The organism is uncultured Streptococcus sp., from assembly GCF_963521255.1.
Lineage (GTDB): Bacteria > Bacillota > Bacilli > Lactobacillales > Streptococcaceae > Streptococcus.
This window is the reverse complement of the sequence record NZ_CAUQTU010000002.1, coordinates 173,934-197,520: the sequence shown is the minus strand read 5'-3', so window position 1 is coordinate 197,520 and position 23,587 is coordinate 173,934. Positions and strand designations below refer to the sequence as shown.

25 protein-coding genes, 1 pseudogene and 1 other annotated feature are annotated in these 23,587 nt (G+C 41.5%); of the genes and pseudogenes, 4 read left to right on the top strand and 22 right to left on the bottom strand.

Features of this window, described 5'->3' with window-relative positions; translation table 11 throughout:
- Nucleotides 1–10: 10 nt before the first annotated feature.
- From trmFO to RWP09_RS02850, 12 genes are all read right to left on the bottom strand, one after another.
- Complete coding sequence (trmFO, locus tag RWP09_RS02905) at nucleotides 11–1,345, bottom strand: methylenetetrahydrofolate--tRNA-(uracil(54)-C(5))-methyltransferase (FADH(2)-oxidizing) TrmFO (RefSeq protein WP_314433934.1); 1,335 nt, start codon at nucleotides 1,343–1,345, stop codon at nucleotides 11–13.
- 134 nt (nucleotides 1,346–1,479) lie between these two features.
- On the bottom strand, nucleotides 1,480–2,358 hold the full coding sequence (gene rsmI / locus RWP09_RS02900; protein WP_314433932.1) for a 16S rRNA (cytidine(1402)-2'-O)-methyltransferase: 879 nt from the start codon (nucleotides 2,356–2,358) through the stop codon (nucleotides 1,480–1,482).
- A 2-nt stretch (nucleotides 2,359–2,360) separates the two neighbouring features.
- Nucleotides 2,361–2,678 carry a DNA replication initiation control protein YabA gene (gene yabA / locus RWP09_RS02895; RefSeq protein ID WP_314433930.1) on the bottom strand — a complete coding sequence of 106 codons (318 nt, stop codon included), beginning with the start codon at nucleotides 2,676–2,678 and terminating at the stop codon, nucleotides 2,361–2,363.
- A 39-nt stretch (nucleotides 2,679–2,717) separates the two neighbouring features.
- Nucleotides 2,718–3,608, bottom strand: coding sequence for a DNA polymerase III subunit delta' (locus RWP09_RS02890; protein ID WP_314433928.1), 891 nt, complete (start codon nucleotides 3,606–3,608; stop codon nucleotides 2,718–2,720).
- On the bottom strand, nucleotides 3,605–4,243 hold the full coding sequence (gene tmk / locus RWP09_RS02885; protein ID WP_314433926.1) for a dTMP kinase: 639 nt from the start codon (nucleotides 4,241–4,243) through the stop codon (nucleotides 3,605–3,607). The genes RWP09_RS02890 and tmk overlap by 4 nt, the downstream gene beginning before the upstream one ends.
- Before the next feature lie 113 nt (nucleotides 4,244–4,356).
- Nucleotides 4,357–5,154 carry a pyrroline-5-carboxylate reductase gene (gene proC / locus RWP09_RS02880; protein WP_314433924.1) on the bottom strand — a complete coding sequence of 266 codons (798 nt, stop codon included), beginning with the start codon at nucleotides 5,152–5,154 and terminating at the stop codon, nucleotides 4,357–4,359.
- A 3-nt stretch (nucleotides 5,155–5,157) separates the two neighbouring features.
- Nucleotides 5,158–6,420 (bottom strand): glutamate-5-semialdehyde dehydrogenase, encoded by a 1,263-nt coding sequence (locus tag RWP09_RS02875; protein ID WP_314433922.1) that lies wholly within the window; start codon nucleotides 6,418–6,420, stop codon nucleotides 5,158–5,160.
- A 9-nt stretch (nucleotides 6,421–6,429) separates the two neighbouring features.
- A complete protein-coding gene (gene proB, locus RWP09_RS02870) occupies nucleotides 6,430–7,539 on the bottom strand; it encodes a glutamate 5-kinase (RefSeq protein WP_314433919.1) in 1,110 nt (369 codons plus the stop codon).
- A gap of 100 nt (nucleotides 7,540–7,639) precedes the next feature.
- Nucleotides 7,640–9,535 (bottom strand): MBL fold metallo-hydrolase, encoded by a 1,896-nt coding sequence (locus RWP09_RS02865; protein ID WP_314433917.1) that lies wholly within the window; start codon nucleotides 9,533–9,535, stop codon nucleotides 7,640–7,642.
- Nucleotides 9,535–10,425: an RluA family pseudouridine synthase gene (locus tag RWP09_RS02860; RefSeq protein WP_314433915.1), complete on the bottom strand. Its 891-nt coding sequence runs from the start codon at nucleotides 10,423–10,425 to the stop codon at nucleotides 9,535–9,537. Before RWP09_RS02860 ends, RWP09_RS02865 begins: the two co-directional genes overlap by 1 nt.
- The gene (gene lspA, locus RWP09_RS02855; protein WP_314433913.1) at nucleotides 10,415–10,876 is read right to left on the bottom strand and encodes a signal peptidase II; all 462 of its coding nucleotides are present in this window, start codon (nucleotides 10,874–10,876) and stop codon (nucleotides 10,415–10,417) included. The genes RWP09_RS02860 and lspA overlap by 11 nt, the downstream gene beginning before the upstream one ends.
- Nucleotides 10,873–11,781: a LysR family transcriptional regulator gene (locus RWP09_RS02850; RefSeq protein WP_001025694.1), complete on the bottom strand. Its 909-nt coding sequence runs from the start codon at nucleotides 11,779–11,781 to the stop codon at nucleotides 10,873–10,875. Before RWP09_RS02850 ends, lspA begins: the two co-directional genes overlap by 4 nt.
- On the opposite strand from RWP09_RS02850, the pseudogene RWP09_RS02845 reads away from it, so the two are divergent.
- Nucleotides 11,774–11,845 (top strand): annotated as a pseudogene (locus tag RWP09_RS02845) (AraC family transcriptional regulator); the annotation flags it as partial. The gene RWP09_RS02850 and the pseudogene RWP09_RS02845 sit on opposite strands and share 8 nt — an antisense overlap.
- 166 nt (nucleotides 11,846–12,011) lie before the next feature.
- On the opposite strand, the gene rpmA reads toward RWP09_RS02845, so the two are convergent.
- From rpmA to RWP09_RS02825, 4 genes are all read right to left on the bottom strand, one after another.
- Complete coding sequence (gene rpmA / locus RWP09_RS02840) at nucleotides 12,012–12,305, bottom strand: 50S ribosomal protein L27 (protein WP_000916509.1); 294 nt, start codon at nucleotides 12,303–12,305, stop codon at nucleotides 12,012–12,014.
- Nucleotides 12,306–12,321: 16 nt separating this feature from the next.
- Nucleotides 12,322–12,666 carry a ribosomal-processing cysteine protease Prp gene (locus tag RWP09_RS02835; protein WP_000613699.1) on the bottom strand — a complete coding sequence of 115 codons (345 nt, stop codon included), beginning with the start codon at nucleotides 12,664–12,666 and terminating at the stop codon, nucleotides 12,322–12,324.
- Between the two features lie 15 nt (nucleotides 12,667–12,681).
- Nucleotides 12,682–12,996: a 50S ribosomal protein L21 gene (gene rplU, locus RWP09_RS02830; RefSeq protein WP_000109141.1), complete on the bottom strand. Its 315-nt coding sequence runs from the start codon at nucleotides 12,994–12,996 to the stop codon at nucleotides 12,682–12,684.
- A 36-nt stretch (nucleotides 12,997–13,032) separates the two neighbouring features.
- Nucleotides 13,033–13,212: a sequence feature (ribosomal protein L21 leader region), on the bottom strand.
- Nucleotides 13,213–13,270: 58 nt separating this feature from the next.
- Nucleotides 13,271–13,963 (bottom strand): YoaK family protein, encoded by a 693-nt coding sequence (locus RWP09_RS02825; RefSeq protein ID WP_314433905.1) that lies wholly within the window; start codon nucleotides 13,961–13,963, stop codon nucleotides 13,271–13,273.
- Nucleotides 13,964–14,116: 153 nt separating this feature from the next.
- Here RWP09_RS02825 and RWP09_RS02820 point away from each other — a divergent pair, with 153 nt between their 5' ends.
- The gene (locus RWP09_RS02820; protein ID WP_314433903.1) at nucleotides 14,117–15,094 is read left to right on the top strand and encodes a Gfo/Idh/MocA family oxidoreductase; all 978 of its coding nucleotides are present in this window, start codon (nucleotides 14,117–14,119) and stop codon (nucleotides 15,092–15,094) included.
- Nucleotides 15,091–16,173, top strand: coding sequence for a DEAD/DEAH box helicase (locus RWP09_RS02815; RefSeq protein ID WP_314433901.1), 1,083 nt, complete (start codon nucleotides 15,091–15,093; stop codon nucleotides 16,171–16,173). The genes RWP09_RS02820 and RWP09_RS02815 overlap by 4 nt, the downstream gene beginning before the upstream one ends.
- 11 nt (nucleotides 16,174–16,184) lie before the next feature.
- Here the strand turns inward: RWP09_RS02815 and RWP09_RS02810 are convergent, their stop codons facing one another.
- The 3 genes from RWP09_RS02810 to RWP09_RS02800 all read right to left on the bottom strand — a co-directional run bounded on the left by RWP09_RS02810 (nucleotide 16,185) and on the right by RWP09_RS02800 (nucleotide 19,030).
- Nucleotides 16,185–16,421: a hypothetical protein gene (locus RWP09_RS02810; RefSeq protein ID WP_314433899.1), complete on the bottom strand. Its 237-nt coding sequence runs from the start codon at nucleotides 16,419–16,421 to the stop codon at nucleotides 16,185–16,187.
- A gap of 97 nt (nucleotides 16,422–16,518) precedes the next feature.
- Complete coding sequence (tuf, locus tag RWP09_RS02805; protein ID WP_001040724.1) at nucleotides 16,519–17,715, bottom strand: elongation factor Tu; 1,197 nt, start codon at nucleotides 17,713–17,715, stop codon at nucleotides 16,519–16,521.
- A gap of 205 nt (nucleotides 17,716–17,920) precedes the next feature.
- Nucleotides 17,921–19,030: an AI-2E family transporter gene (locus RWP09_RS02800; RefSeq protein WP_314433797.1), complete on the bottom strand. Its 1,110-nt coding sequence runs from the start codon at nucleotides 19,028–19,030 to the stop codon at nucleotides 17,921–17,923.
- A gap of 102 nt (nucleotides 19,031–19,132) precedes the next feature.
- Here RWP09_RS02800 and pbp3 point away from each other — a divergent pair, with 102 nt between their 5' ends.
- Nucleotides 19,133–20,374, top strand: coding sequence for a D-alanyl-D-alanine carboxypeptidase PBP3 (pbp3, locus tag RWP09_RS02795; RefSeq protein ID WP_314433795.1), 1,242 nt, complete (start codon nucleotides 19,133–19,135; stop codon nucleotides 20,372–20,374).
- Nucleotides 20,375–20,458: 84 nt separating this feature from the next.
- Here pbp3 and sufB read toward each other — a convergent pair whose 3' ends face one another.
- From sufB to RWP09_RS02780, 3 genes are read right to left on the bottom strand one after another with little or no spacing between them, the layout of a single operon-like run.
- Entirely contained in the window at nucleotides 20,459–21,871 is a 1,413-nt protein-coding gene (sufB, locus tag RWP09_RS02790) for a Fe-S cluster assembly protein SufB (protein ID WP_000797050.1), read from the bottom strand.
- Between the two features lie 57 nt (nucleotides 21,872–21,928).
- The gene (gene sufU, locus RWP09_RS02785) at nucleotides 21,929–22,369 is read right to left on the bottom strand and encodes a Fe-S cluster assembly sulfur transfer protein SufU (RefSeq protein WP_314433793.1); all 441 of its coding nucleotides are present in this window, start codon (nucleotides 22,367–22,369) and stop codon (nucleotides 21,929–21,931) included.
- Nucleotides 22,356–23,582 carry a cysteine desulfurase gene (locus tag RWP09_RS02780; RefSeq protein ID WP_314433792.1) on the bottom strand — a complete coding sequence of 409 codons (1,227 nt, stop codon included), beginning with the start codon at nucleotides 23,580–23,582 and terminating at the stop codon, nucleotides 22,356–22,358. The genes sufU and RWP09_RS02780 overlap by 14 nt, the downstream gene beginning before the upstream one ends.
- Nucleotides 23,583–23,587 lie beyond the last annotated feature (5 nt).

Sequence of the window (23,587 nt, the reverse complement as noted above, 5' to 3'; positions counted from 1 at the left end):
TTCAAAAAAATTAGACAGTTAAAAATTCCTCTAAGTCAGAAAGAGCACGCTCTGCAATTTTTTCATAACGAGCCTTCTTATCACGGATACGCTCGCCTTCCAACTCCTTGATAATCCCGAAGTTGACATTCATTGGTTGGAAATGTTTGCTATCGGCATGGGTGATGTAATGAGCTAGGCTTCCAATCGCTGTTGTCTCTGGGAAAATAGCCTCGCTTTCTCCCTTGAAGAGACGAGCGGCGTTAATTCCCGCAACCAAACCTGAAGCAGCTGACTCAACATAGCCTTCCACACCTGTCATCTGACCAGCAAAGAAGAGGTTTGGTTGTTTCTTAGAACGGTAAGTCTGTTCAAGAAGATTTGGTGAATCCATGTAAGAATTGCGGTGCATAACACCATAACGAACAAATTCAGCATTTTCAAGACCTGGAATCATTTGAAAGACTCGCTTTTGTTCTCCCCATTTGAGGTGGGTCTGGAAACCAACAATATTGTATAGGCTACCAGCTGCATTATCCTGCCGAAGTTGCACAACCGCATAAGGTGTTTTAAATTCTCCATCACGAGGTCCTGTGTAGTCGTCCGGATACTCAAGACCCACTGGCTTCATAGGTCCATAAAGCATAGTTTTAATGCCACGCTTGGCCATGACTTCGATAGGCATACAGCCTTCAAAATACTTTTCTTTTTCGAAAGAATTAAGCGGAGCTTCTTCCGCATTGACCAAGGCTTCATGGAAATCCATAAATTCTTGCTTGGTCATTGGCGCATTGAGGTAGGCCGCTTCTCCCTTATCATAACGAGATTTGAGATAGACTTTGCTCATATCGATGGTGTTGACGTCGATAATAGGCGCTGCCGCATCGTAGAAATAGAAACCATCGCCATCATTAAGGGCATGAATTTTTTCAGCCAGGGCATCACTTGTCAAAGGACCAGTCGCCACAACTGTAATAACATCTGTCGGCAATTCTGTAATTTCATCACGCACCACTTCAATCAAGGGGTGGTTAGCCACTTTTTCGGTCACCGTTTGAGAGAAACCATCGCGGTCCACCGCAAGGGCACCACCCGCAGGAACACGTGTAGCCTCAGCAGATTCCAAAATAACAGAACCCAAGCGACGCATTTCTTCCTTGAGGAGCCCAACAGCATTTGTCAAAGCATCCCCACGCAGGGAATTGGAACAAACTAACTCAGCAAAATTATCTGTTTTGTGCTGAGGTGTTGACTTAACACCACGCATTTCATAGAGTTTAACTGGGATACCACGTTCTGCAATTTGGTAGGCTGCTTCAGAACCTGCCAAACCAGCACCGATAACATTGATATAAGATTGAGACACGACACTAATACCTCTTTGGGTGGGACATAAGTCCATGTCAAAACACCCCACTGGACTGTTTGACACCCACAAATCTTTCTATTTTTTTCTTCTACTAGTATAACAAAAAAAGGGAAGAAGGCAAACTTCCCTGTTTAGTCATTTTCTTGATTTTCTTCCCAGTCGTGATAGGCAGCGTAGAGTTGACTCTTATTCCACTGGTAAATCTTAGCGACTTCCTTGATAGCTTGATTTTTCTTCATGCCTTGATGGATACGGGCTTGGATTTCTAAGAACAAGTCCTCCTCATCTTTTTCCTCCACATCTTGGCTGGCACCTTCCACGATGAGAAGGCATTCACCCTTGAGAGGCGTTTCAGCGATACTTTCCAGCAATTCAGAAATGATACCGCGTTGGTATTCTTCATAGATTTTGGTCAATTCTCTAACCAATACGACCGAGCGGTCACCGTAAACTTCTAGCATATTTTCCAACGTATCTGCCACACGATGGGGCGATTCATAGAAAATCTGGGTTTCTGGATAGTCTTTTTTCAAGTCGAAAAATTGCTTTTGCTGGCCTGATTTTCTCGGTAAAAAGCCGTAAAAGATATGTGGCTGTGGCGCTAAACCACTGGCAATCAAAGCAGAAATTCCTGCAGAGGCACCCGGAACAGTCACAACCGCAATTTCTTCATCAATAGCTATCTTGACCAAATCATGACCAGGGTCTGAGATGCTAGGCAGACCCGCATCGGATACCTGAGCAATACTTTGCCCTGCTTTCAGGAAACCAATCAAATCAGGAATTTTTTCCTTGGCATTGTGCTCATGAAAACTGATTTGCTTGGTAGAAATGTCAAAATGCTTGAGCAGAAGCCCTGTATTGCGCGTGTCCTCAGCAGCAATCCAGTCCACTTCTTTCAAGGTCTGAATAGCTCGAAAGGTCATATCATCTAAATTGCCAATCGGCGTTGCCACTAGGTACAGCTTGCCATAGGGAGACTGTCCCTTAAAACTTTTTTGAATCTGCATGCTTACTCCCTGTATAACAACTCATCACAGAACATACATTCTTCGTCCTGCTCTCGACGTTGTCCATAAAAATCATTACACACGTGAAAACCATCACGGTAAATGCGACGGACACTTTCACGAACATGCTTAGCCTTGACAGGAGCATCTGCTTCTACCTCACCCAAGCGTTCGCGTAATTTACTATTTTCCAAACGAAGAGCTGTATTTTCCTCTACCAGGCTCTTGAGATTTTTCTTGATGGCTTCCACATCGGCCAAGATTACCAATAACTGTTGGGAAAAATCATCCAGCGCGTCAAATAATTCTTTTTTGTCCATAAAACAGCCCTTTCCTTTCATTATCGTTCATTTTTGAGTTTATATTTCTTTCAAGACCAGATATTCCATGGCATTTTTAAAGCTGACATTAGCTTGCCACATTTTTCTAGCTTCTAGCAAATCTTGTAGAATCACTCTTACTCTTGCTTGCAGGAGGTCCTGCCCACAGAGGACTTCAAGAATCCGTAAAACCTGATCTTGTTTTTCCTTATCATCTGCCAAGCTAGCTAGTTTGGCAACTTGCAAATAACTTTCTTTTTTCTTAGCCACTAACCAAGTCAGCAGGCGTTCACTTTCATCAACCAAGGTCCAAAAACTTGCCTGATTGGCTAACTTTTCTGCTTCAGCTCGCGATTGACTAAACTGGGCTAGGAGAGTCGCTTTTTTCTTAACCAGTCCCATTTGTTCTAAGAGCAAGATCAGCTTCTCTTCTTGTTTTTTAAAGTGGAAAATCTGGGTCCGACTTCGGATTGTCGGTAAAATCTTTTCTTCATCGCTTGTCAAGAAGAAAATATAAACCTCACTCTGGGGTTCTTCGATGACCTTGAGCAGAGAATTGGCTGCGTTGGGGTGCATCTTCTCAGCTTGCTCGATAATAAAAACCTGCTGCTGGCTTTCAATCCCTGCTTGGGAAAACTGGCCCACCAATTCCCGAATGCGTTCTGTCTTAATAACCTGATTGACTGGCTTAATCAAGGTGACATCGGGAAATTCTCCCTGTTCAATCAGCTTGCAATTTCGGCATTTCTCACATGGTAAAACACCTACTTTATCTGTACAAAAGAGGCTCTTAGCTAAAAATTGCGCCATTTCCAGGCTTCCGAAGAAACCTGAAAAGAGATAGGCGTGATTGAGCTGGTCTTGTTCTAGGATACGGACAAAGCGGTCAAACTGGTCTGGTTGCCAAGCCTTTAGTTGATCTTGTTTCATTTAGCCAATCCCATTCTATCAAACAAGACAGCCTTGGTAGTTTCCACAACCTGCTCCAAAGGGAGACTAGCATCAATCTTTACAATGCGATTTCCCTCTTTTTCCAGAAGAGAAAGGTAGCCTTGACGAACTTTTTTATGCAAGTCCAACCCTTCCAAGTCCAAACGATTGACCTCGCGATTGCTATTAGCAGCAATACGAGCCAGTCCTTCTTCCACTTCGATGTCAAAATAGAGTGTTAAATCAGGTTTGAGGCCATCTGTCGCAAACTGATTGAGCCAATCAATGGCGTCAATATCCAAGCCACGACCAAATCCCTGATATGCAAGAGAACTATCGATAAAGCGGTCCATAATGACCAACTTGCCAGCTTCAAGTGCTGGAAGAACTTTTTCCACCAAGTGCTGTCTGCGACTAGCGATATAGAGCAAAAGCTCTGTCTTCGCATCCATATGAGTATGACTTGGATCCAAAATTACTTCCCGAATCTTCTCCCCAATCAAGACTCCGCCAGGTTCACGGGTCGTCAGCACCTCTAACCCTTTTTCCTCTAAAATTGGGAGCAGAGTCTCTAAAACACTGGTCTTGCCTGCTCCCTCTGGTCCCTCAAGAGAGACTAAAAATCCTTTTGACATGTCTAACTCATTTCTTTTTTACTACTTCTATTCTATCAAAAAAATAGGGGTTTGTGACAATCTTTTTGTCTTCGCATTTCAAACACCATAAAAGAGGCAGATAAAACCACCTCTTATTTACCTAATTCTTGTGTTCGTTTGTAGGCTTGACCAACTGCATCCATGACTGTTCCTCGAAAAGCATGCGCTTCTAGGCTTGCTACACCAGCGATAGTCGAACCACCTGGGCTACAAACTTGGTCTTTCAAGACCCCAGGATGTTGCTGGCTTTCAAGGACCAATTGCCCAGCGCCGACAACTGTTTGAGCTGCCATTTTCAATGCTGTTTCTCGTGGCAATCCAGTCTGAACACCTGCATCTGCCAAGGCCTCAATAAAGAGATAGACAAAAGCCGGCCCACAGCCTGCAAGACCTGTCGCCGCGTCGATTAAGCCTTCTCCTAGTTCAACCAAGAGACCAGCCTTGGTTAAAAGCTGACAAAATAGCTCACTGTCCTCAGCCCTGCAATTAGAAGACAAGGCATAACTAATCACTCCTTGTCCGATAGAAGCAGGGGTATTAGGCATCATACGAATAATTCGGTGCTGACTTGGAAGAAGGCTAGCCAGTTTTTCCAAGGTCAATCCAGCTGCCATCGAAATCAAAAGAAGACTTTCTCGTTTTTCAAGGATGGTCTGATATTGAGAAAGTAAGTCTGAGAACTGAGCTGGCTTAACACCTAGAAAAATCACATCTGCTTCTGCAAAAATTTCTTCGTTGCTGGAGGCTTGACCGCCAAAGTCAGAAATGAAAGCATCCACCTTGGCTTGACTACGATTGGCAAGGAGAAGATCATCACCTGTCTTGACCTGCAAGACAGCTTTGGCCAAGCTAGCACCCATATTCCCCAAACCGATAAATCCAATCTTCATCTCTTACTCCCTTATCTGTCCGTCACCAGTAACCACATACTTGTAGCTGGTCAACTCTTTCAAGCCCATTGGACCACGTGCGTGCAGTTTCTGAGTTGAAATCCCCATTTCACAACCCAGACCAAATTGGCCACCATCTGTGAAACGAGTTGAGGCATTGACATAGACAGCTGCAGAGTCCACCTGATCTGTAAAGTAAGCTGCAGCTTCAGCATTTTCTGTCACAATGGCGTCCGAATGATGAGTACTGTGGGCTTCAATATGGGCAACCGCTTCTTCTAAACTGCTCACAACCTTAACAGCTAGGACATAGTCTAAAAATTCAGTGTCAAAGTCTTGATCCTCAGCTGCTTGACCTGAAACAAACTGGCTTGCTTTGCTATCCAAGCGGAATTGAATTGGTTCCAACCCAGCTTCTTTTCGATTCTCAACTAGCACTTGCTCCAAGCGAGGAAGGAAGATTGCTGCCTTGTCTTCATGAACAAGTAGAACCTCCATGGCATTGCAGACAGAAGGACGACTGGTTTTGGCATTGTTGATGATAGAGAGAGCCTTGTCTTCGTCTGCGTCCTTATCCACATAGACATGGACAATCCCAGTTCCTGTCTCGATAACAGGTACGATAGCATTCTCAACCACGGCATTGATCAAGCCAGCCCCTCCACGAGGAATGAGAAGGTCTAGATAGCCCTTGGCCTTCATCATGGCATAGCTACTTTCACGGCTGGTATCTTCCACCAGTTGAATCACATCTGGGTGAATAGTAGTCATTTCCAAGCCCTTCTTCAAGGCTGTGACAATGGCATGGGCTGTTTGATAGGCGTCCTTACCACTACGAAGAACAACCGCATTTCCACTCTTGAGAGCCAAAGCAGCTGCGTCTGACGTCACATTTGGACGACTTTCATAAATAATACCGATAACACCCATAGCAACTCGTTTCTTAGTGATAACCAAACCATTTTCAAGATGATTGGTTTCTAAAACTTCACCGATTGGATCTGGTAAAGCAACCACTTCACGAATCCCACTTGCCATTGCTTCTATACGTCCTGCATCCAAATAAAGACGATCTAGCATCACATCTGAGATTTTACCCTTAGCAGCTTCCATATCAAGGGCATTGGCTGCTAAAATTTCCTCAGTAGCTGCTAATAAATGATCAGCCATGGCTAGCAAGGCTTGGTTTTTCACCTCTTCACTAGCTGTGTTGATCGATTTTTTAACAGCCTGTACCTGTTCAAATTGTTCTTGTGTACTTACCATAGTTTACCTCTAAAATTCTGTAAAGAGTAGTTGGATTTCAGGAGTAATGGAAATCCAGTCGTCACGGTGAATCAAGACCCCCTTGGCTTTTTGAGAACGCAACATATCCTCCAAAGCAGATGCTCCAAATTGCACGCGCCCTTTTCCAAGTGATTTTCCACTTTCCTTGTCAAATACTGTCACGATATCACCGTAAGAAAAGGCTCCTTCTGCTTCAACGATACCAGATAAAAGAAGACTCTTTCCATGTTGAGAGAGAGCTTCTGCAGCCCCTTTATCAACCCAAATAGAACCTTGACTCTGAGCATAGAAAGCCAGCCATTGTTTCTGGGTACGAAGTCCCTTCTCTTGCGCAACAAAGTAGGAACCATCCTTGGTCTCCTCAGCTGCCTCAATCATGGCATATGACTTCAAGGATGAGCAGATATAAACAGGAACTCCTGATTCCGTCGCGATAGTTGCAGCTTTGATTTTGGTTAACATACCACCTGTACCATTAGACGAACCTGCTCCACCGGCCATATCAATAATCTCACGATTGATGGTCTCGATTCGCTCCAAGCGTTTGGCTCTTGGATCTGAATTAGGATTTCCAGTATAGAGACCGTCCACATCTGTCAAGAGGACCAAAAGGTCAGCTTGAACCATAGCTGCAACCTGTGCACTTAAAGTATCATTGTCCCCAACCTTGAGCTCATCAATAACAACACTGTCATTCTCATTGATGATAGGAATTGCCCCACGGCTAAGTAGAACTGACAAAGCCTGATGGGCATTTTTATAACGGCGCTTATCCACAAAATCATCCTGGGTCAGCAAGATTTGTGCAGAAACGATTTGGCGCAAGAGAAGATTGGTCGTGTATTCTTCCAACAAAAGTCCTTGCCCTACCGCTGCTGAAGCCTGTTTATCAGCAATCTTAGTCGGACGCTTTTTAAATCCTAAGGCCCCAAAACCAGCCGCAATGGCACCTGACGACACCAAAATCAATTCATAACCAGCCTCGTGCAACATAGCCAACTGCTGGGTAATAGCCTTTACCTTACTACGTGATAAACTTCCATCCTCATTCGTCAGAGAAGAAGTCCCCACCTTAAAGACAATCCGTTTGTATTTCATAGTCTCACTCCGATTCTTCATATTTATCCATTATAACATGAATAGCAGGAAATAGAAAAGAGTTGATAAGAAAAAGAAGGCCCTAAAACCTTCTTTTTTACTACTGTTCTGATTCCGATTTGTTTGCAGTCGTCTCAGAGCTTTGTGAAATTGAAGAAGTCAAATCTTGACTAGTTGAGGAACTTGTAATACTTTCGTGTTGACTCGTTTCTTTATTTTCAAGATCTTTTGTCACTACTTCTTTCGATTCTTTTACTTCTGAGTTACTTGTATCTCTAGTTGTAGCAGATTTCTCTACCGGAACATCCACTAACCAGGCACCACTTGAATCAACAGTATAGCCTTCTGGTGTCTTACCATTCACAAGTAATTGACCATTTTCTTTCAAGAAGTACCATTTATCCTTGTCTTTAATCCAACCTATAGCTCGTGAACCGTCTGTCTTGTAGAAATACCAATCATTTGCCTTTTTAAGCCAACCTTGCTTCATAGCTCCTGATTCTTCTAGATAGTAATGATGACCAGAAACTTCTATCTCGCCTGTCTTCATAATACCAGTAGAATTCATATAGTACCAGATTTCTTTATCTTTTACCCAACCCGTTTTCATTTCCCCTGATTGAGCAAAATAGTACCATTGTCCATCAATCTTACGCCATCCTGTTATCATATCCCCATCATTTGATAGATAATAGGTCTGACCGCCAGTATTAAGCCAACCAGTCTCCATCTGATTTTCTTTGTTGAAATAATACCAGCTTCCATTGATTTTCTTCCAATTTTTAGCAGATGCACCAGAGTCTGTCAAATAGAACCAACGATTGTTCCATTTTTTCCATTGATTCTGTAATAAGATACCCGTTTGGTTGAAGTAATACCATTCACCCTTGATTTCATTCCAACCGACAGCGTACTCTCCTGTAGAATCAGGTGCTTGGTACCACCAGTTTCCATAAGCACTCTTATGCCAACCAGCTTGAAAATTTGGAATATGCTTGTAGGAAGTTGAAATATTGACAAAACCATCTTGTCGAATATCAAAAACTGTCGCATCATAGTCTTTGCTGGCTGCATTTATTCGCTTTATCCCTAAACTATCTAACCATGCTATATATTCAGGGTTGTCTACAATAGGGCTATCATAAAAACCTGGAACAGCATCACTTGTCTGCACTATGATTTCTGGAGATAGATTTAATATAAAGTTTTTTGTATTTGATTTTTCGGTATCCTTATGATGATTAAACTTCATCAAATCAACTTTTCCAATGAGAGGACCATACTTGTCTTCTGCTCCATAAACATTATCTAAGTCGCCCCCAAGGTAAATTTTCTTGCCATTGACTTTCACCACGCTAATCAAAGAATTGGAATTGTCATCCCAAATTTTCTTTAATTCACCTGATGAATCTGTTTCATTTTCATAGTTATAGAGTTGAATATCCATGTCCCCAAACTGAAAATGAGCATCTCCTTGTGTGATGTTTTGAATCACTGAAACACCTTTTTCTGCGGCAGTCTGTAAAACCTTATCATAGCCATACAGATTATCCCAAAGACGTTCAGGCTTAGTAATACGATTATCACTATATTTCTTAAGATAGACTCGGTCAACTGGATAGGTAGACAGTAATTCATCAACATTTCCAATATGGTCACTGTGGGTATGGGTTACCAAAATAAAATCAAGCTTTTGGGCACCCAATTCCTTCAAATGACGAAAGACACGGTCTGTTAGAACATGCTTATAAGTTGTATTGATACCCTGTCTCCATGGATAACGAGAATCACTACCGTCTGGGAAGTCATAATCTTCTCCTGTATCCACCATGGCAAAATGTCCATTGCTTTCAAGAATAATCGCATCACTGCCACCTTCTTGAACATTTATAAAGTGTATTTTATTTCCTGAACTTTCTTGAGCTTGAACATTCCCATGAAATGACAAACCTAAAAAAGCGCCTGCAAGTGCTAAACTAGTTAATTTCTTTTTCATTATTGCTTTCTCAATCTCTCCAAGGTTTCCTTAAAAATCTCTGGGATATCTGCTGTAAATTCCAAAATCTCACCTGTTCTCGGATGGGTAAATCCTAGAGTCTTGGCATGGAGAAATTGTCCATGTCCTTTCAGAGTCTTACGAGGACCATAGACTTCATCACCAGCGACTGGATGGCCAATATAAGCCATGTGAACACGGATTTGATGAGTGCGTCCTGTCTCCAGCTGCAACTCTACCAAGCTGTAATCACCAAAACGTTCCAAAACGTGGAAACGGGTCACTGCAGGCTTACCTTTAGCAGTCACAGCCTGTTTCTTACGGTCTTTTTCACTACGACCAATCGGAGCTTCAATCACACCACGATCATTAGGCAAATTTCCATGAACAATCGCCCAATATTTGCGGAGAGACTTTTTATCCTTGAGTTCTTGGGCAAGTGCTAGATGCGCCTCATCGTTTTTAGCAATCATGAGAAGGCCTGATGTATCCTTATCAATACGATGAACAATTCCTGGACGCAGAACCCCATTGATACCCGACAAGTCCTTAATATGGTACATAAGGGCATTTACCAGAGTTCCACTAGTATGACCAGCACTCGGATGCACCACCATCCCCTGAGGCTTGTTAACGACAGCAACGTCCTCATCTTGGTAGATGATTTCTAGTGGAAGATCCTCAGCCACATACTCTAAAACATCTGGTTCTGGCACATGATAAGTGACGACATCGCCCTCTTGGACAGTGTATTTAGCTTTCTTGACTTGACCATTGACCAAGACCTGACCTGATTTGATCTGTTCATTCGCTAGACTGCGTGATAATTCTGTCAAATCGGACAAAGCCTTATCTAAACGCAGGCCACCAGTTTCAATTTTAATTTCCATTTATTTCCTCTTTTAGCATTGCAATCAATAAAATAATCACTCCAACCGTCAGATAGCTATCCGCTACATTGAAAATTGCAAAATTAATAAAGTCTAAGTGAAACATATCCACAACAAAGCCCTGACTGACCCTGTCAATAAAGTTTCCAAGACCACCTGCGATAATCAAGGTCAAACCCAAGACCAGCCAGAATGAGTCCTCCATGTGTTTATGTAGATACCAAATGGCACCTACCACGACAACCAGGGTAATGACAGCGAATAAGAACTGCTGATCTTGTAACATCGAAAAGGCTGCCCCTCGATTTTGCAGGTAGGTCAAGCTAACGAAATTGGGAATCCAAGAGCGCACTTCACCCAGTGGAATCTGCTGGACGATATAGGATTTTACCAACTGATCCAGCCCAATCAAAAGCAGTACAATGACTGCCACTATTCCTCTTTTTTTCATGATTTCCTCTTCTGATTAAAATATTCTTGCATGACTTCTACGAAGAGAGTCCCAGCTTGACTCAGCTCCACTTCTTCACGTTTAACATAGACCATGCGATTATCTAGGTTATCCTTGAGACGAATAACTGTAATTCCATTAACACTGTCACTATCTAAAAATCCAGAACCTGTCGCATAAGCATCCGTCCGCTCCAAAATACCATTCAAGGTAGCACGGTCTGTCACATTAAACATCTGTGAGCTCGCACTGGTATCAACAAAATTCTCTGAATAATAAAGATACTCATCTTTTTCTTGAGTGAAACGAACCGTTGGTAGGTCCGCTAAATCCTCCATGACCAATTCCTCTTTCTGGGCTAAAGGATGCCCCTCACGGAGATAAATATGGGTATGGAAGGGAATCAATTCAATGACCTCAAGGCCTAGCTTTTCGACCCGTTGCATAATCCCCTTTTTATTTTGATTGTTGAGGTAGATAATCCCAATCTCACTATGCCCTTGAGCCACTTCGTCTAAGATTTGAACAGTAGTTGATTCAAAAATACGGAAGTTCTTATAATCAGGATAGCGCTCTGAAAAGGCCGTAATAGTTGGTGGCAAGAAGTCATAGTGTTGACTGGCAATGGAAAATTCATCCTTTTCTTCCTCAGGATTGGCATACTGATTTTGAAAAATATCAAATCCTTTAACCAATTCTTGCGCTTTTTCATAGAATTCCATACCACGACGGGTCAAGAAAGTCCCTGAGCTGGTCCGACGGAAAATCTTAAAACCCAACTCTTTTTCCAAATCACGAACAGAAATGGACAGACTCGGCTGACTAACATACATCTTCTCAGCAGCTTCACGGAAAGTACCGCTATTGGCAATGGCAACAACATAACGTAATTGTTGAATGTTCATCTTCTACCCCCAACTTCTTTATCTTTTCATTATACCATATTTTAGAAGTTTTCCATCGAAGAAAAATAATGTCACTCATAAAATTCATCTACACTAAGAACGAAAAAATCATGGCTACCAAAACAAAAAAACAGGCTCTCCGAAAACTCGGAAAGCCTTAGTTTATGCTACTTCTAGCTTCCTCGCCTTTACATTTCAAGGCTCGGGATAAAAAGGTTCACTGGACCTTTTTATTTAGCGATTGGGTAAACAGAAACTTGTTTTTTATCGCGTCCTTTACGTTCAAAGCGTACTACGCCTTCAACTTTAGCGAACAAAGTATCGTCTCCACCACGTCCAACGTTTACACCTGGGTAGATGTGTGTACCACGTTGACGGTAAAGGATTGATCCACCTGTTACAGTTTGTCCGTCAGCTGCTTTAGCTCCAAGACGTTTCGCTTGTGAATCACGTCCGTTTGATGTAGAACCTCCACCTTTTTTGTGGGCGAAAAGTTGCAAGTTGTTAAGAGTCATTTTTAACATAATGTTTTCCTCCGTGTTAGTTTTCTGTGATAACTCTGGTTTGGACGAACTCAGAAGAGTTCTCCGATAAGTTTGCCATACCTAAGAAAAATGATTCAAAGAATAACTGGGTCATTTCTCTCTGGTGTGAAGGAAGATCTTTTGGAATTTCAACCATCAGATAGCCACCTTCATCTTCGTTTAATTCTAGGATTGGTTCATAGCCTGCAAATTTCTCAATTGAATTGATAAAGTTAATGGCAAGCGTAGAAACCGATGCACACACGACATCTAAGCCGTATTCGCCACTCTCGGCGTGTCCAGTAATTTCCGCACTCCTCAGCTCGCCATCTTCGGCTCTCTCAAAGACTGCCTGTATCATGTGTTCTCCTTAAAATTAAGCGTTGATTGCGTTGATGACAACTTTTGTATATGGTTGACGGTGACCTTGTTTACGGTGGCTACCTTTTTTAGGTTTGTACTTGTAAGTAACAACTTTCTTTTGTTTTCCTTGTTTTTCAACAGTTCCAACTACAGTAGCTCCAGCAACAAGTGGAGTTCCGACAACAGTGTTTTCACCACCAACAAGAACAACTTCGTTAAAAGTAACTTCTTGACCAGCTTCAACGTTCAATTTTTCAACGTAAACTGCTTGACCAACTTCAACTTTAACTTGTTTTCCGCCAGTTTTGATAATTGCGTATGTGCTCATTATGCACCTCCTATGATTTTTATGGGTTTCCCCGAATTTTTTGTGAAGACTCGCCTAGCATCGTGGGACGAACCACTTAAAAGAAGAGCTCTAAGTATAACAAAGAATAAACTAGGAATTGAGCCGAAGACATAACTTATGTTAGGCAAGGCGACAATGACGAAGTTTAAATTTGTTATACGACGAGCAACGATGTTCGTGCGGTTGCACAGGATTGTGCATAGTCAACTCTTCAAGTATAGCATATCTCCTATTTTCTTACAAGTAATAACACCTAAAATGAAGCTTTTTCTTTTACTTTTTTCCGCCACGAGGCAAAAAGCATGCTGAGGTAAAAAATGCTCATCATAATAGGAACACCAAGAATGGTCTTTTCATGATAGAAAATCGTCAAATAGGCTGAAAAGACAACGCCAAGGACAAAACTACTAAGCAGGCTAACAAATATAAATCCTTCACGCAAAAAAGGTATGTGCTTGGTTCGGAAATAATCTCCAAAAGCCAGCATGGTCCGTTTGATATTCCCTGTCATAAAAGCGTTATTATAGGCAATACCCGATACTTCACCAAAGGCAGTTGTCACCAGTCCCATACAGAAGGCCAAGGGCGGAACTAGATAGATATTATCCACAGTCTGAGGCACAAAACCAATAACTATTGATAAGATTGCCAAAGGAATCAGTGACAGAATTGGTTTTTTCACAATTCTCAATTTTTCCTTATAAACAGTTAGTAAAAAGACCCCCATCATAAAAGCTAGCAAGGTGAGAACCTTGTCCCTAACATCTGAAACATTATTTTGGATTAATTCTACTGAAAGAAAGACGACATTTCCAGTTTGTCCAGCTACAAGAGTATTCCCTCGCACAATAAACGTATAGGCATCTACATAACCTGCACAAAAAGTCAAAAAAAGCGCTAGCCTCTTAGACTGACGTGATATTTTTCTTATGGGTAATAACCTCATTTTCCCTCCTATTTCATTTACTCATCTCATTATTGTACCACTTTCTTTGGGAAAGTCCTAGTAGCTTATTTGAAAATTTTTACCCCCTGTTGGATAGTCCCGTCTATCTATGTTATAATGAAAGAAGGATTTGAAATCGGAAAAGGAGTAACTATGCTTAAATTAGGTGTCATCGGAACAGGGGCTATTAGCCACCACTTCATAGAAGCAGCCCATGCTAGTGGAGAATACAAGCTGGTCGCAGTCTATTCTAGAAAACTAGAAACCGCAGCAACCTTTGCTTCTCGCTATCAGAATATCCAACTCTTTGATCAAGTAGAGGACTTCTTCAAGAGCTCCTTTGATGTGGTCTATATTGCTAGTCCAAACTCCTTGCATTTTGCTCAGGCAAAAGCTGCATTATCTGCAGGTAAACATGTCATTCTTGAAAAGCCAGCCGTCACTCAGCCACAAGAATGGCTAGATTTGAGTCATACAGCTGAGAAAAATCACTGTTTTATATTCGAAGCAGCTCGCAATTACCATGAAAAAGCTTTTACAACTATCAAAAACTTTTTAGCAGACAAACAAATTTTGGGAGCAGATTTCAACTATGCCAAGTACTCTTCCAAGATGCCTGACTTGTTGGCGGGACAGACTCCCAATGTCTTTTCAGAGCGTTTTGCTGGTGGAGCCCTCATGGATTTGGGGATTTATCCCCTCTACGCTACCGTTCGTCTCTTTGGAAGAGCTCAAGACGCGACCTATCAGGCTCAACAGCTTGACAATAGCATTGACCTAAATGGAGACGGTATCCTCTTCTACCCTGACTTTCAAGTTCATATCAAGGCTGGGAAAAACATCACTTCCAATCTCCCTTGCGAGATTTATACGACAGATGGAACCCTGACGCTCAACACCATCGAACATGTCAGCTCGGCTATTTTTACCGACCACCAAGGCAATCAAGTCCAGCTCCCTATCCAACAGGCTCCTCATACGATGACTGAGGAAGTCGGTGCATTTGCACACATGATCCAGCAACCAGATCTGAATCTCTACCAAACTTGGCTGAAAGATGCAAGTTCAGTTCATGAGCTACTATATACTATGCGCCAGACTGCTGGCATTAGATTTGAGGCAGAAAAATGAAAACCAAACTACCGACTGAATGGCAAGAACTGAGTGACCAACTCGGTTTCCAAGAATTCACCCCCATTCAAACTCAACTATTTGAGCCCCTTCTTGCTGGAGAAAACCTCCTAGGAGTCAGCCCAACAGGAACTGGTAAGACCCTAGCTTACCTTCTACCAAGTCTTCTCAGACTACAAAAGAAAAAAGCCCAACAACTCTTGATTCTAGCACCAAATACAGAACTTGCCGGACAAATTTTTGAAGTGTGTAAAACATGGGCTGAAGCTATCGGCTTAACTGCCCAACTCTTCCTATCAGGTTCAAGTCAGAAACGCCAGATTGAACGCCTCAAAAAAGGACCAGAAATTCTGATTGGAACCCCTGGCCGTATCTTTGAGTTGATTAAATTGAAAAAAATCAAGATGATGAACGTAGAAACCATCATCCTGGATGAATTCGACCAATTGCTCGATGATTCTCAGATTCACTTTGTCGAGAAAATCACTCACTACACACCGCGTGACCACCAACTCGTCTACATGAGTGCGACGACCAAGTTTGGCCAAGAAAAGATTGCGCCTAACACACGTACCATTGATCTTTCTGACCAAAAATTGGATAACATCCAGCACTTCTACATGCAGGTAGATCAACGTCACCGAGTGGATATGCTACGAAAACTGGCTCATGTAGAGGATTTCCGCGGTCTGGTCTTCTTTAACAACCTATCAGACCTTGGAAGCGCAGAAGAAAAATTACAGTATCGTGATATCTTAGCTGTTTCTCTAGCTAGTGATGTCAATGTCAAATTTAGAAAAATCATCTTAGAAAAGTTTAAAGACAAGCAACTAGCCCTGCTTCTTGCAACAGACCTTCTGGCACGTGGGATTGATATCGATAGTCTAGAATGTGTCGTAAACTTTGATGTTCCTAGAGACATCGAGACCTACACCCACCGTGCTGGACGTACTGGTCGTATGGGCAAAGAAGGCTATGTTATCACTCTCGTCACTCATCCAGAAGAAATCAAAAAACTCAAGAAATTTGCAAGTGTACGGGAAATTGTCTTAAAAAATCAAGAACTCTATATCAAATAATCCTCATTGCTCTATGCACACCAGGTGTATAGAGCTTTTTTTATAAGCAATTCAATTTTATACTCTTCGAAAATCTCTTCAAATCGCGTCAGCTTCGCCTTGTCGTATGTATGGTTACTGACTTCGTCAGTCTTATCTACAACCTCAAAAACATGTTTTGAGCTGACTTCGTCAGTTCTATCTGCAACCTCAAAACACTGTTTTGAGCAGCCTGCAGCTAACTTCCTAGTTTGCTCTTTAATTTTCATTGAGTATTAGTTCAATATTCGAAAAAAAAGAACCTTGCAAAGCAAGATTCTTTTAGTGTCTGACTTAAATAATTGTTCTTCTGGGAACTAAATCGAATTAAGCTTCGATTTCTGTAACCATACCTGAACCAACAGTACGTCCACCCTCACGAATAGAGAATGTAGTACCTTGTTCTACGGCGATTGGGTGGATCAACTCAACGTCGATTGTCACGTTATCACCAGGCATTACCATTTCAGTACCTGCTGGAAGTTCGATTGAACCTGTAACGTCAGTAGTACGGAAGTAGAATTGTGGACGGTAGTTGTTGAAGAATGGAGTGTGACGTCCACCTTCTTCTTTAGTAAGGATGTAGACTTCACCTTTAAATTTAGTGTGTGGGTTGATTGAACCTGGTTTAGCGATAACTTGTCCACGTTCAATTTCATCACGTTGAACACCACGAAGAAGGACACCTACGTTATCTCCAGCAAGACCTTCGTCAAGTTGTTTACGGAACATTTCAACACCAGTAACAACTGCTTTTTGAGTTTCTTCTTTGATACCAACGATTTCGATTTCGTCGTTGACTTTAACGATACCACGGTCGATACGTCCTGAAGCAACTGTACCACGTCCAGTGATTGAGAATACGTCTTCGACTGGAAGAAGCAATGGTTTGTCAGTGTCACGTTCTGGTTCTGGGATGTACTCATCAACTGTGTTCATCAATTCCATAACGATGTCTTCGTATTTAGAGTCACCTTCAAGGGCTTTAAGAGCTGAACCTTGGATAACTGGAAGATCGTCACCTGGGAAGTCGTATTCTGACAATAGGTCACGGATTTCCATTTCAACCAATTCAAGCAATTCTTCGTCGTCAACCAAGTCAACTTTGTTCATGAAGACGATAAGGTGTTTAACACCAACCTGACGTGAAAGAAGGATGTGCTCACGAGTTTGTGGCATTGGTCCGTCAGTTGAAGCTACTACAAGGATAGCTCCGTCCATTTGAGCAGCACCAGTGATCATGTTTTTAACGTAGTCCGCGTGTCCTGGAGCGTCGATGTGAGCGTAGTGACGTTTTTCAGTTTCGTACTCAACGTGCGCAGTGTTGATTGTGATACCGCGTTCGCGTTCTTCTGGAGCAGCATCGATAGACGCATAGTCTTTAGGTTGGTTAACTGATGAAGGCAAGCGACGTGCCAAAACAGTTGTGATAGCTGCAGTTAGGGTAGTTTTACCGTGGTCAACGTGTCCGATAGTACCAATGTTAACGTGTGGTTTACTACGATCGTATTTTTCTTTTGCCATTTGAGTAAAAGCCTCCAATAAAATATATTTTATAGATAGACAGTAGGCAATACAGTCTAACTTTCCTTACTATTTTATCAAATTTCAGCTAAATTGCAAGTGTTTTACAAAGTTTTTGTGAATTATTCTTAATCTACTAATCTAAACGACACTCCCACTCCTATCACTTGGCTAAATAAAAAGAAAAATCAGGAATTCCTGACTTTTACTTAGCTAATTCTCTTTCTCGTTCTTTCATTATTTTATGATTGTCATACAAACGTGATAAGAACTTAGAAATTTCTTTTAAGATAGAATAAGTTGGTACTGCGACAATCATGCCAATGACACCATAAATATTACTTGATAATAAAAGTAATACTAAAATCGTAATTGGATGAACCTTCATCACTCCGCCAACGATTCGAGGGTAAAGGATGTTCCCATCCACTTGTTGAATGATCAACATGTAAATAACTGCAATCAGCATTCTATGAGGATCAGTAAAGACATTTGCGATAATCATTGGAATCAAACCAATACTTGGTCCCACATACGGAATGAGATTGGCTAATCCTGAAAAGATGGCGAAGACCAAAGCGTATTTTAAACCGATCACGCTATATCCGATAAAGGCCAAACAACCAATAATAATCGCATCAATGGCGACTCCACTAATATATCGAGCAATTGTCGCATTCAAATTTTTTAAGAGACCTGCAATATGCAACTTATCTCTCTTTAAAACAGTACGTTCAAGCATCGGTAAAAATTTGTGACCATCTAACAAAAAATAAACCAAAAACACAGGGGTCATAATAATAATCAAAACGGTACTAAAGAGAGCTGATATGACACTTCCGACACTATTTGTCACACTATTTAGGATATTTTGTAAAATATCTACATAGGATAGATTTAATTGTTGAATAGTCGCTTGAATATCCAAATTTTGAAAGGCTGGATAAGTAGATAAATCCACAATCAAATCTTGTAAACGACTGTAGATAGTCTGGCTAGTCGCAATCAAGCTGGTCAACTGATTGACCAAAATCGGTAAGAGATAGACTACCCCAATAACTAGCCCCCAAACCAAGGCACACAAAGTTAGTAGAATACCAATGATACGATTAATTTTGAAATACTTTTGTAAAAAATTTACAATAGGATTGGTCAAATAATATAAAAAACTACCTAGAAGAAAGGGAATCATTATGGTGTTTGCGACACTTACAAAAGGCGTTATAATCCCACCCATCTGTCTCCATAAATAAAAGATGATGGTTAATAATAAAATCTCACTAGTCCAAAAAAATAATTTATTCTTACGAAACATGGGGTACCTCCATTCATCTATTTTACCACACTTTCAAAAAAGCTTCTTTCTTCTATCGTGAAACTGGGAATATTTTTTTCTTTATGTTAGAATAAACTTACTATGAAAAAAATCATTTTAACTCTACTAAGCTTATCTGTGATTGGGTCAGCATCTACTGTTGCTGCTCAAGATTTTAATATTGCTGCAAAACATGCCATTGCTGTTGAAGCAAATACTGGTAAAATACTTTATGAAAAAGATGCAACTCAGCCAGTCGAAATCGCTTCTATTACAAAATTGATTACGGTTTATCTTGTCTATGAAGCTTTAGAAAACGGAAGTATTACACTATCTACCCCAGTAGATATTTCAGATTATCCTTATCGATTGACAACAAACTCTGAAGCAAGTAATGTTCCTATGGAGGCTCGTAATTATACCGTCGAACAACTACTGGAAGCAACCCTCGTATCTAGCGCTAACAGTGCAGCCATTGCTCTAGCTGAGAAAATTGCCGGATCAGAAAAAGATTTCGTCGACATGATGCGGACAAAACTCTTGGAATGGGGAATTCAGGATGCCACTGTTGTCAATACGACAGGTCTTAACAATGAAACTCTAGGGGATAATATTTACCCAGGCTCTAAAAAAGATGATGAAAACAAGCTCAGTGCTTATGATGTTGCTATCGTTGCTCGTAACCTCATCAAAAAATACCCACAAGTCTTGGAAATCACAAAAAAACCTTCTTCTACTTTTGCTGGGATGACAATCACTTCGACCAACTACATGTTAGAAGGTATGCCTGCTTACCGTGGTGGTTTTGATGGACTGAAAACAGGGACAACAGACAAAGCTGGAGAGTCTTTTGTTGGTACTACTGTCGAAAAAGGAATGAGAGTTATCACAGTTGTTTTGAATGCAGATCATCAATCCAATAATCCTTACGCTCGTTTCACAGCTACATCTTCCCTAATGGATTATATTTCTTCTACATTTACACTTCGCAAAATCGTTCAGAAAGGTGATGCCTACCAAGATAGCAAAGCCCCTGTACAAGATGGAAAAGAAGATACAGTCACTGCTGTTGCCAAAGATGATATCACTCTAATTGAACGTGTTGGGAGCCAATCTTCCCAATCTATTCAATTCACACCTGATTCTAAGGCAATTCCAGCTCCACTTGAAGCTGGAACAGTGGTTGGCCATTTGACTTACGAAGACAAGGACTTGATTGGTCAAGGTTACATTACCACAGAACGTCCTAGTTTTGAAATGGTCGCAGAAAAGAATGTTGAAAAAGCCTTCTTCTTAAAAGTTTGGTGGAATCAGTTTATTCGCTTCATCAACGAAAAATTATAAAAAAATCGCGATTTTAAACCGCGATTTTTTTGTTATAAGTTCATCTTCAAAGTTCTTGACTTTGGGTAAATCTAAAATCAAATTTTACCCAACTGATCCTTCCATTTCATAGCTAATCAAACGGTTCAGCTCAACAGCATATTCCATTGGAAGTTCTTTTGTGAAGGGCTCCACAAATCCCATAACAATCATTTCTGTCGCCTCAGATTCTGACAAGCCACGGCTCATGAGGTAATAGAGTTGTTCTTCTGAAATCTTAGAAACCTTGGCTTCGTGTTCCAAAGCGACTTGTGAGTTGTGGATTTCATTAAATGGAATGGTATCTGATGCTGATAAGTCATCCATGATAATGGTATCACATTCGATGTGAGAGACAGATTTCTTAGAGTTTTTGTTAAAGGTTACTTGTCCACGATAGTCTACCTTTCCTCCGCCTTTAGCGATGGATTTAGACACGATAGACGAGCTTGTATGTGGAGCGTTGTGGATCATCTTAGCTCCAGTATCCTGGTGTTGCCCTGCATTAGCAAAGGCAATAGAAAGCATAGTACCACGCGCCCCTTCACCATCTAGGTAAACAGATGGGTATTTCATGGTTGTTTTGGCACCCAAGTTTCCATCAATCCACTCAACAGTAGCATCTTTTTGAGCCTTAGCACGCTTAGTAACCAAGTTATAAACGTTATCAGACCAGTTTTGGATGGTTGTATAACGCATATAAGCACCATCCAAGGCAAAAATTTCTACGATGGCAGCATGCAAGCTGTTACTTGAATAAGTCGGTGCTGTACATCCTTCTACATAGTGGACACTTGCTCCCTCATCAACGATAATCAAGGTACGTTCAAACTGACCAGTATTTTCGTTGTTGATACGGAAGTAAGTTTGAAGAGGAATATCTACCTTGACCCCTTTTGGTACGTAGATAAAGGTTCCACCTGACCACACTGCTGAGTTAAGGGCTGCCAACTTGTTATCAGTCGGCGGTACCAACTTCGCAAAGTATTGTTTAAACAAGTCTGGGTATTCCTTGAGGGCAGAATCCGTATCTGTAAAGATAATCCCCAATTTCTGGAACTCTTCCTTCATGTTGTGGTAAACCACTTCTGACTCATACTGGGCAGAGGCCCCTGCTAGATAGGCACGCTCAGCTTCAGGAATCCCGATACGTTCAAAGGTTTCTTTGATTTTTTCAGGAACGTCATCCCATGAACGGGCAGGTTTATCAGATGGTTTTTGGTAATAAATCAGGTCATCAAAATCAATCTCTGACAAGTCTGCTCCCCAAGTTTGCATGGGCATTTTTTTGAAGGTTTCATAAGACTTCAAACGGAATTCTAACATCCACTCAGGTTCTCCCTTTGCAGCTGATAGCTCACGAATGACATCTTCATTCAATCCTTTTCCTGTCGATAGAACAGGCTCTACATCATCATGGAAACCAAATTTATATTCACCAAGGTCAATTGGTTTTGGTTCTACTCTTTCTTCAGCCATAATATCCTTTCTTTCATTCTTCATTTCTACTGATTCATAAGACAAAAGAATCTTGTCTTACTGATTTTCTTGATTTTCAATTGTTTTCTTCAGGGCGTTCCAAGCTAGGGTTGCACACTTGATTCGTTGAGGGAATTTTGCAACGCCTGATAAGAAAGCTGCATCTCCAAGTTGGTCTTGGCGTTCATCTTTTTGCCCTTGAACCATTTTAGAAAAAATAGTTGCAACTTCTAAAATTTCTTGTTTGGTTTTTCCTAAAACTGCATCTGTCATCATGCTTGCAGAGGCAGTCGAGATGGTACAACCTGAGTTTAGAAAAGCGATATCTTCCAAACGGTCCTCTGCATCAAACTTGACAGAGAGATTGATGACATCACCACAGGTTGGATTGTTGAGACTGATTTGCTCAGCATCTTCCAACTTCCCTTGGTGATGTGGATTTTTCGAATGGTCCGCTACCACTGCCATATAAAGGCTATCTAGTTTAGAAAGTGCCATTGAAAAACTCCTTTGTCTTTTGTAAGGCATCGACTAGCTTGTCGCAATCTGCCTTGGTATTGTAGATATAAAAACTTGCACGAGCTGTAGCTGGAACGTCCAAATACTGGAGCAAGGGTTGAGCGCAATGATGACCTGCGCGAACAGCCACTCCTTCATAATCCAAAGCAGTCGCAAGATCGTGCGGATGAAGATCACCTAGGTTAAAGGCAATGACACCTGACCGTTGAGCCAAGTCCTGTGAACCATAAATGGTCAATCCTTCAATCGCCTGCAGTTTTGGATAGACGTATGCGATCAATTCTTGTTCATGGGCTTCAATCACATCCATACCAATCTTTTCAAGATAATCTACTGCCGCAGCAAGTCCAATTGCACCTGCCATATTAGGAGTCCCAGCCTCGAATTTCCAAGGCAACTCCTTCCAACTAGCAGATTGCTCATAGACGAAATCAATCATTTCACCACCAAATTCAACTGGTGACATTTGTTCTAGATAGTTTTCTTTACCGTAAAGAACACCGATACCAGTCGGACCAGCCATCTTGTGACCTGAAAAGGCAAAGAAGTCCACATCCAAATCCTGCACATCAATCTTCATATGGGGTGTAGACTGAGCACCATCCACCACCATGATAGCTCCCACTTGGTGGGCCATTTGCGTGATTTCTTTAATCGGATTGACTACACCCAGAACATTTGAGGCGTGAGCTAGCGAAACAAACTTGACCTTGTCCGTCAATTTTGCTCGCAAGTCATCCATATCCAAGGCACCATCCTTGAGATAGACATAGACAAGCTCTGCCCCAGTCTTGCGACAGGCCTCCTGCCATGGAATGATATTGGAATGGTGTTCCATGACGGAAATCAAGACCTGGTCTCCCTCAGCCAAGACTTCCTCAGCATAACACGCTACCCAGTTAAGACTGGTTGTCGTTCCTCTGGTAAAGAGAACTTCCTTTGTAGAGCCTGCATTGATAAACTTACGAATGGTTTCACGAGCTGCCTCATAAGAAGCTGTCGCCCTTTCTGCCAAGGTATGAACGCCACGGTGAACATTGGCATTGTCGTTCTCATAGTAGAGGTTAATCGTCTCCAGAACAGCTAATGGTTTTTGTGTCGTCGCAGCATTGTCCAAATAGACCAATGGTTCATCGTTGACAATCTGGTCTAAAATTGGAAAATCCTTGCGAATCGCTTCTACATCTAACATAGGCT

Excerpts from the sequence above, each read along its gene's own strand:
- rsmI (WP_314433932.1), bottom strand. The coding sequence starts at position 2,358 with ATGCAGATTCAAAAAAGTTTTAAGGGACAGTCTCCCTATGGCAAGCTG.
- yabA (WP_314433930.1), bottom strand. The coding sequence starts at position 2,678 with ATGGACAAAAAAGAATTATTTGACGCGCTGGATGATTTTTCCCAACAG.
- RWP09_RS02890 (WP_314433928.1), bottom strand. The coding sequence starts at position 3,608 with ATGAAACAAGATCAACTAAAGGCTTGGCAACCAGACCAGTTTGACCGC.
- tmk (WP_314433926.1), bottom strand. The coding sequence starts at position 4,243 with ATGTCAAAAGGATTTTTAGTCTCTCTTGAGGGACCAGAGGGAGCAGGC.
- proC (WP_314433924.1), bottom strand. The coding sequence starts at position 5,154 with ATGAAGATTGGATTTATCGGTTTGGGGAATATGGGTGCTAGCTTGGCC.
- RWP09_RS02875 (WP_314433922.1), bottom strand. The coding sequence starts at position 6,420 with ATGGTAAGTACACAAGAACAATTTGAACAGGTACAGGCTGTTAAAAAA.
- proB (WP_314433919.1), bottom strand. The coding sequence starts at position 7,539 with ATGAAATACAAACGGATTGTCTTTAAGGTGGGGACTTCTTCTCTGACG.
- RWP09_RS02865 (WP_314433917.1), bottom strand. The coding sequence starts at position 9,535 with ATGAAAAAGAAATTAACTAGTTTAGCACTTGCAGGCGCTTTTTTAGGT.
- RWP09_RS02860 (WP_314433915.1), bottom strand. The coding sequence starts at position 10,425 with ATGGAAATTAAAATTGAAACTGGTGGCCTGCGTTTAGATAAGGCTTTG.
- lspA (WP_314433913.1), bottom strand. The coding sequence starts at position 10,876 with ATGAAAAAAAGAGGAATAGTGGCAGTCATTGTACTGCTTTTGATTGGG.
- RWP09_RS02850 (WP_001025694.1), bottom strand. The coding sequence starts at position 11,781 with ATGAACATTCAACAATTACGTTATGTTGTTGCCATTGCCAATAGCGGT.
- rpmA (WP_000916509.1), bottom strand. The coding sequence starts at position 12,305 with ATGTTAAAAATGACTCTTAACAACTTGCAACTTTTCGCCCACAAAAAA.
- RWP09_RS02835 (WP_000613699.1), bottom strand. The coding sequence starts at position 12,666 with ATGATACAGGCAGTCTTTGAGAGAGCCGAAGATGGCGAGCTGAGGAGT.
- rplU (WP_000109141.1), bottom strand. The coding sequence starts at position 12,996 with ATGAGCACATACGCAATTATCAAAACTGGCGGAAAACAAGTTAAAGTT.
- RWP09_RS02825 (WP_314433905.1), bottom strand. The coding sequence starts at position 13,963 with ATGAGGTTATTACCCATAAGAAAAATATCACGTCAGTCTAAGAGGCTA.
- RWP09_RS02820 (WP_314433903.1), top strand. The coding sequence starts at position 14,117 with ATGCTTAAATTAGGTGTCATCGGAACAGGGGCTATTAGCCACCACTTC.
- RWP09_RS02815 (WP_314433901.1), top strand. The coding sequence starts at position 15,091 with ATGAAAACCAAACTACCGACTGAATGGCAAGAACTGAGTGACCAACTC.
- RWP09_RS02810 (WP_314433899.1), bottom strand. The coding sequence starts at position 16,421 with ATGAAAATTAAAGAGCAAACTAGGAAGTTAGCTGCAGGCTGCTCAAAA.
- tuf (WP_001040724.1), bottom strand. The coding sequence starts at position 17,715 with ATGGCAAAAGAAAAATACGATCGTAGTAAACCACACGTTAACATTGGT.
- RWP09_RS02800 (WP_314433797.1), bottom strand. The coding sequence starts at position 19,030 with ATGTTTCGTAAGAATAAATTATTTTTTTGGACTAGTGAGATTTTATTA.
- pbp3 (WP_314433795.1), top strand. The coding sequence starts at position 19,133 with ATGAAAAAAATCATTTTAACTCTACTAAGCTTATCTGTGATTGGGTCA.
- sufB (WP_000797050.1), bottom strand. The coding sequence starts at position 21,871 with ATGGCTGAAGAAAGAGTAGAACCAAAACCAATTGACCTTGGTGAATAT.
- sufU (WP_314433793.1), bottom strand. The coding sequence starts at position 22,369 with ATGGCACTTTCTAAACTAGATAGCCTTTATATGGCAGTGGTAGCGGAC.
- RWP09_RS02780 (WP_314433792.1), bottom strand. The coding sequence starts at position 23,582 with ATGTTAGATGTAGAAGCGATTCGCAAGGATTTTCCAATTTTAGACCAG.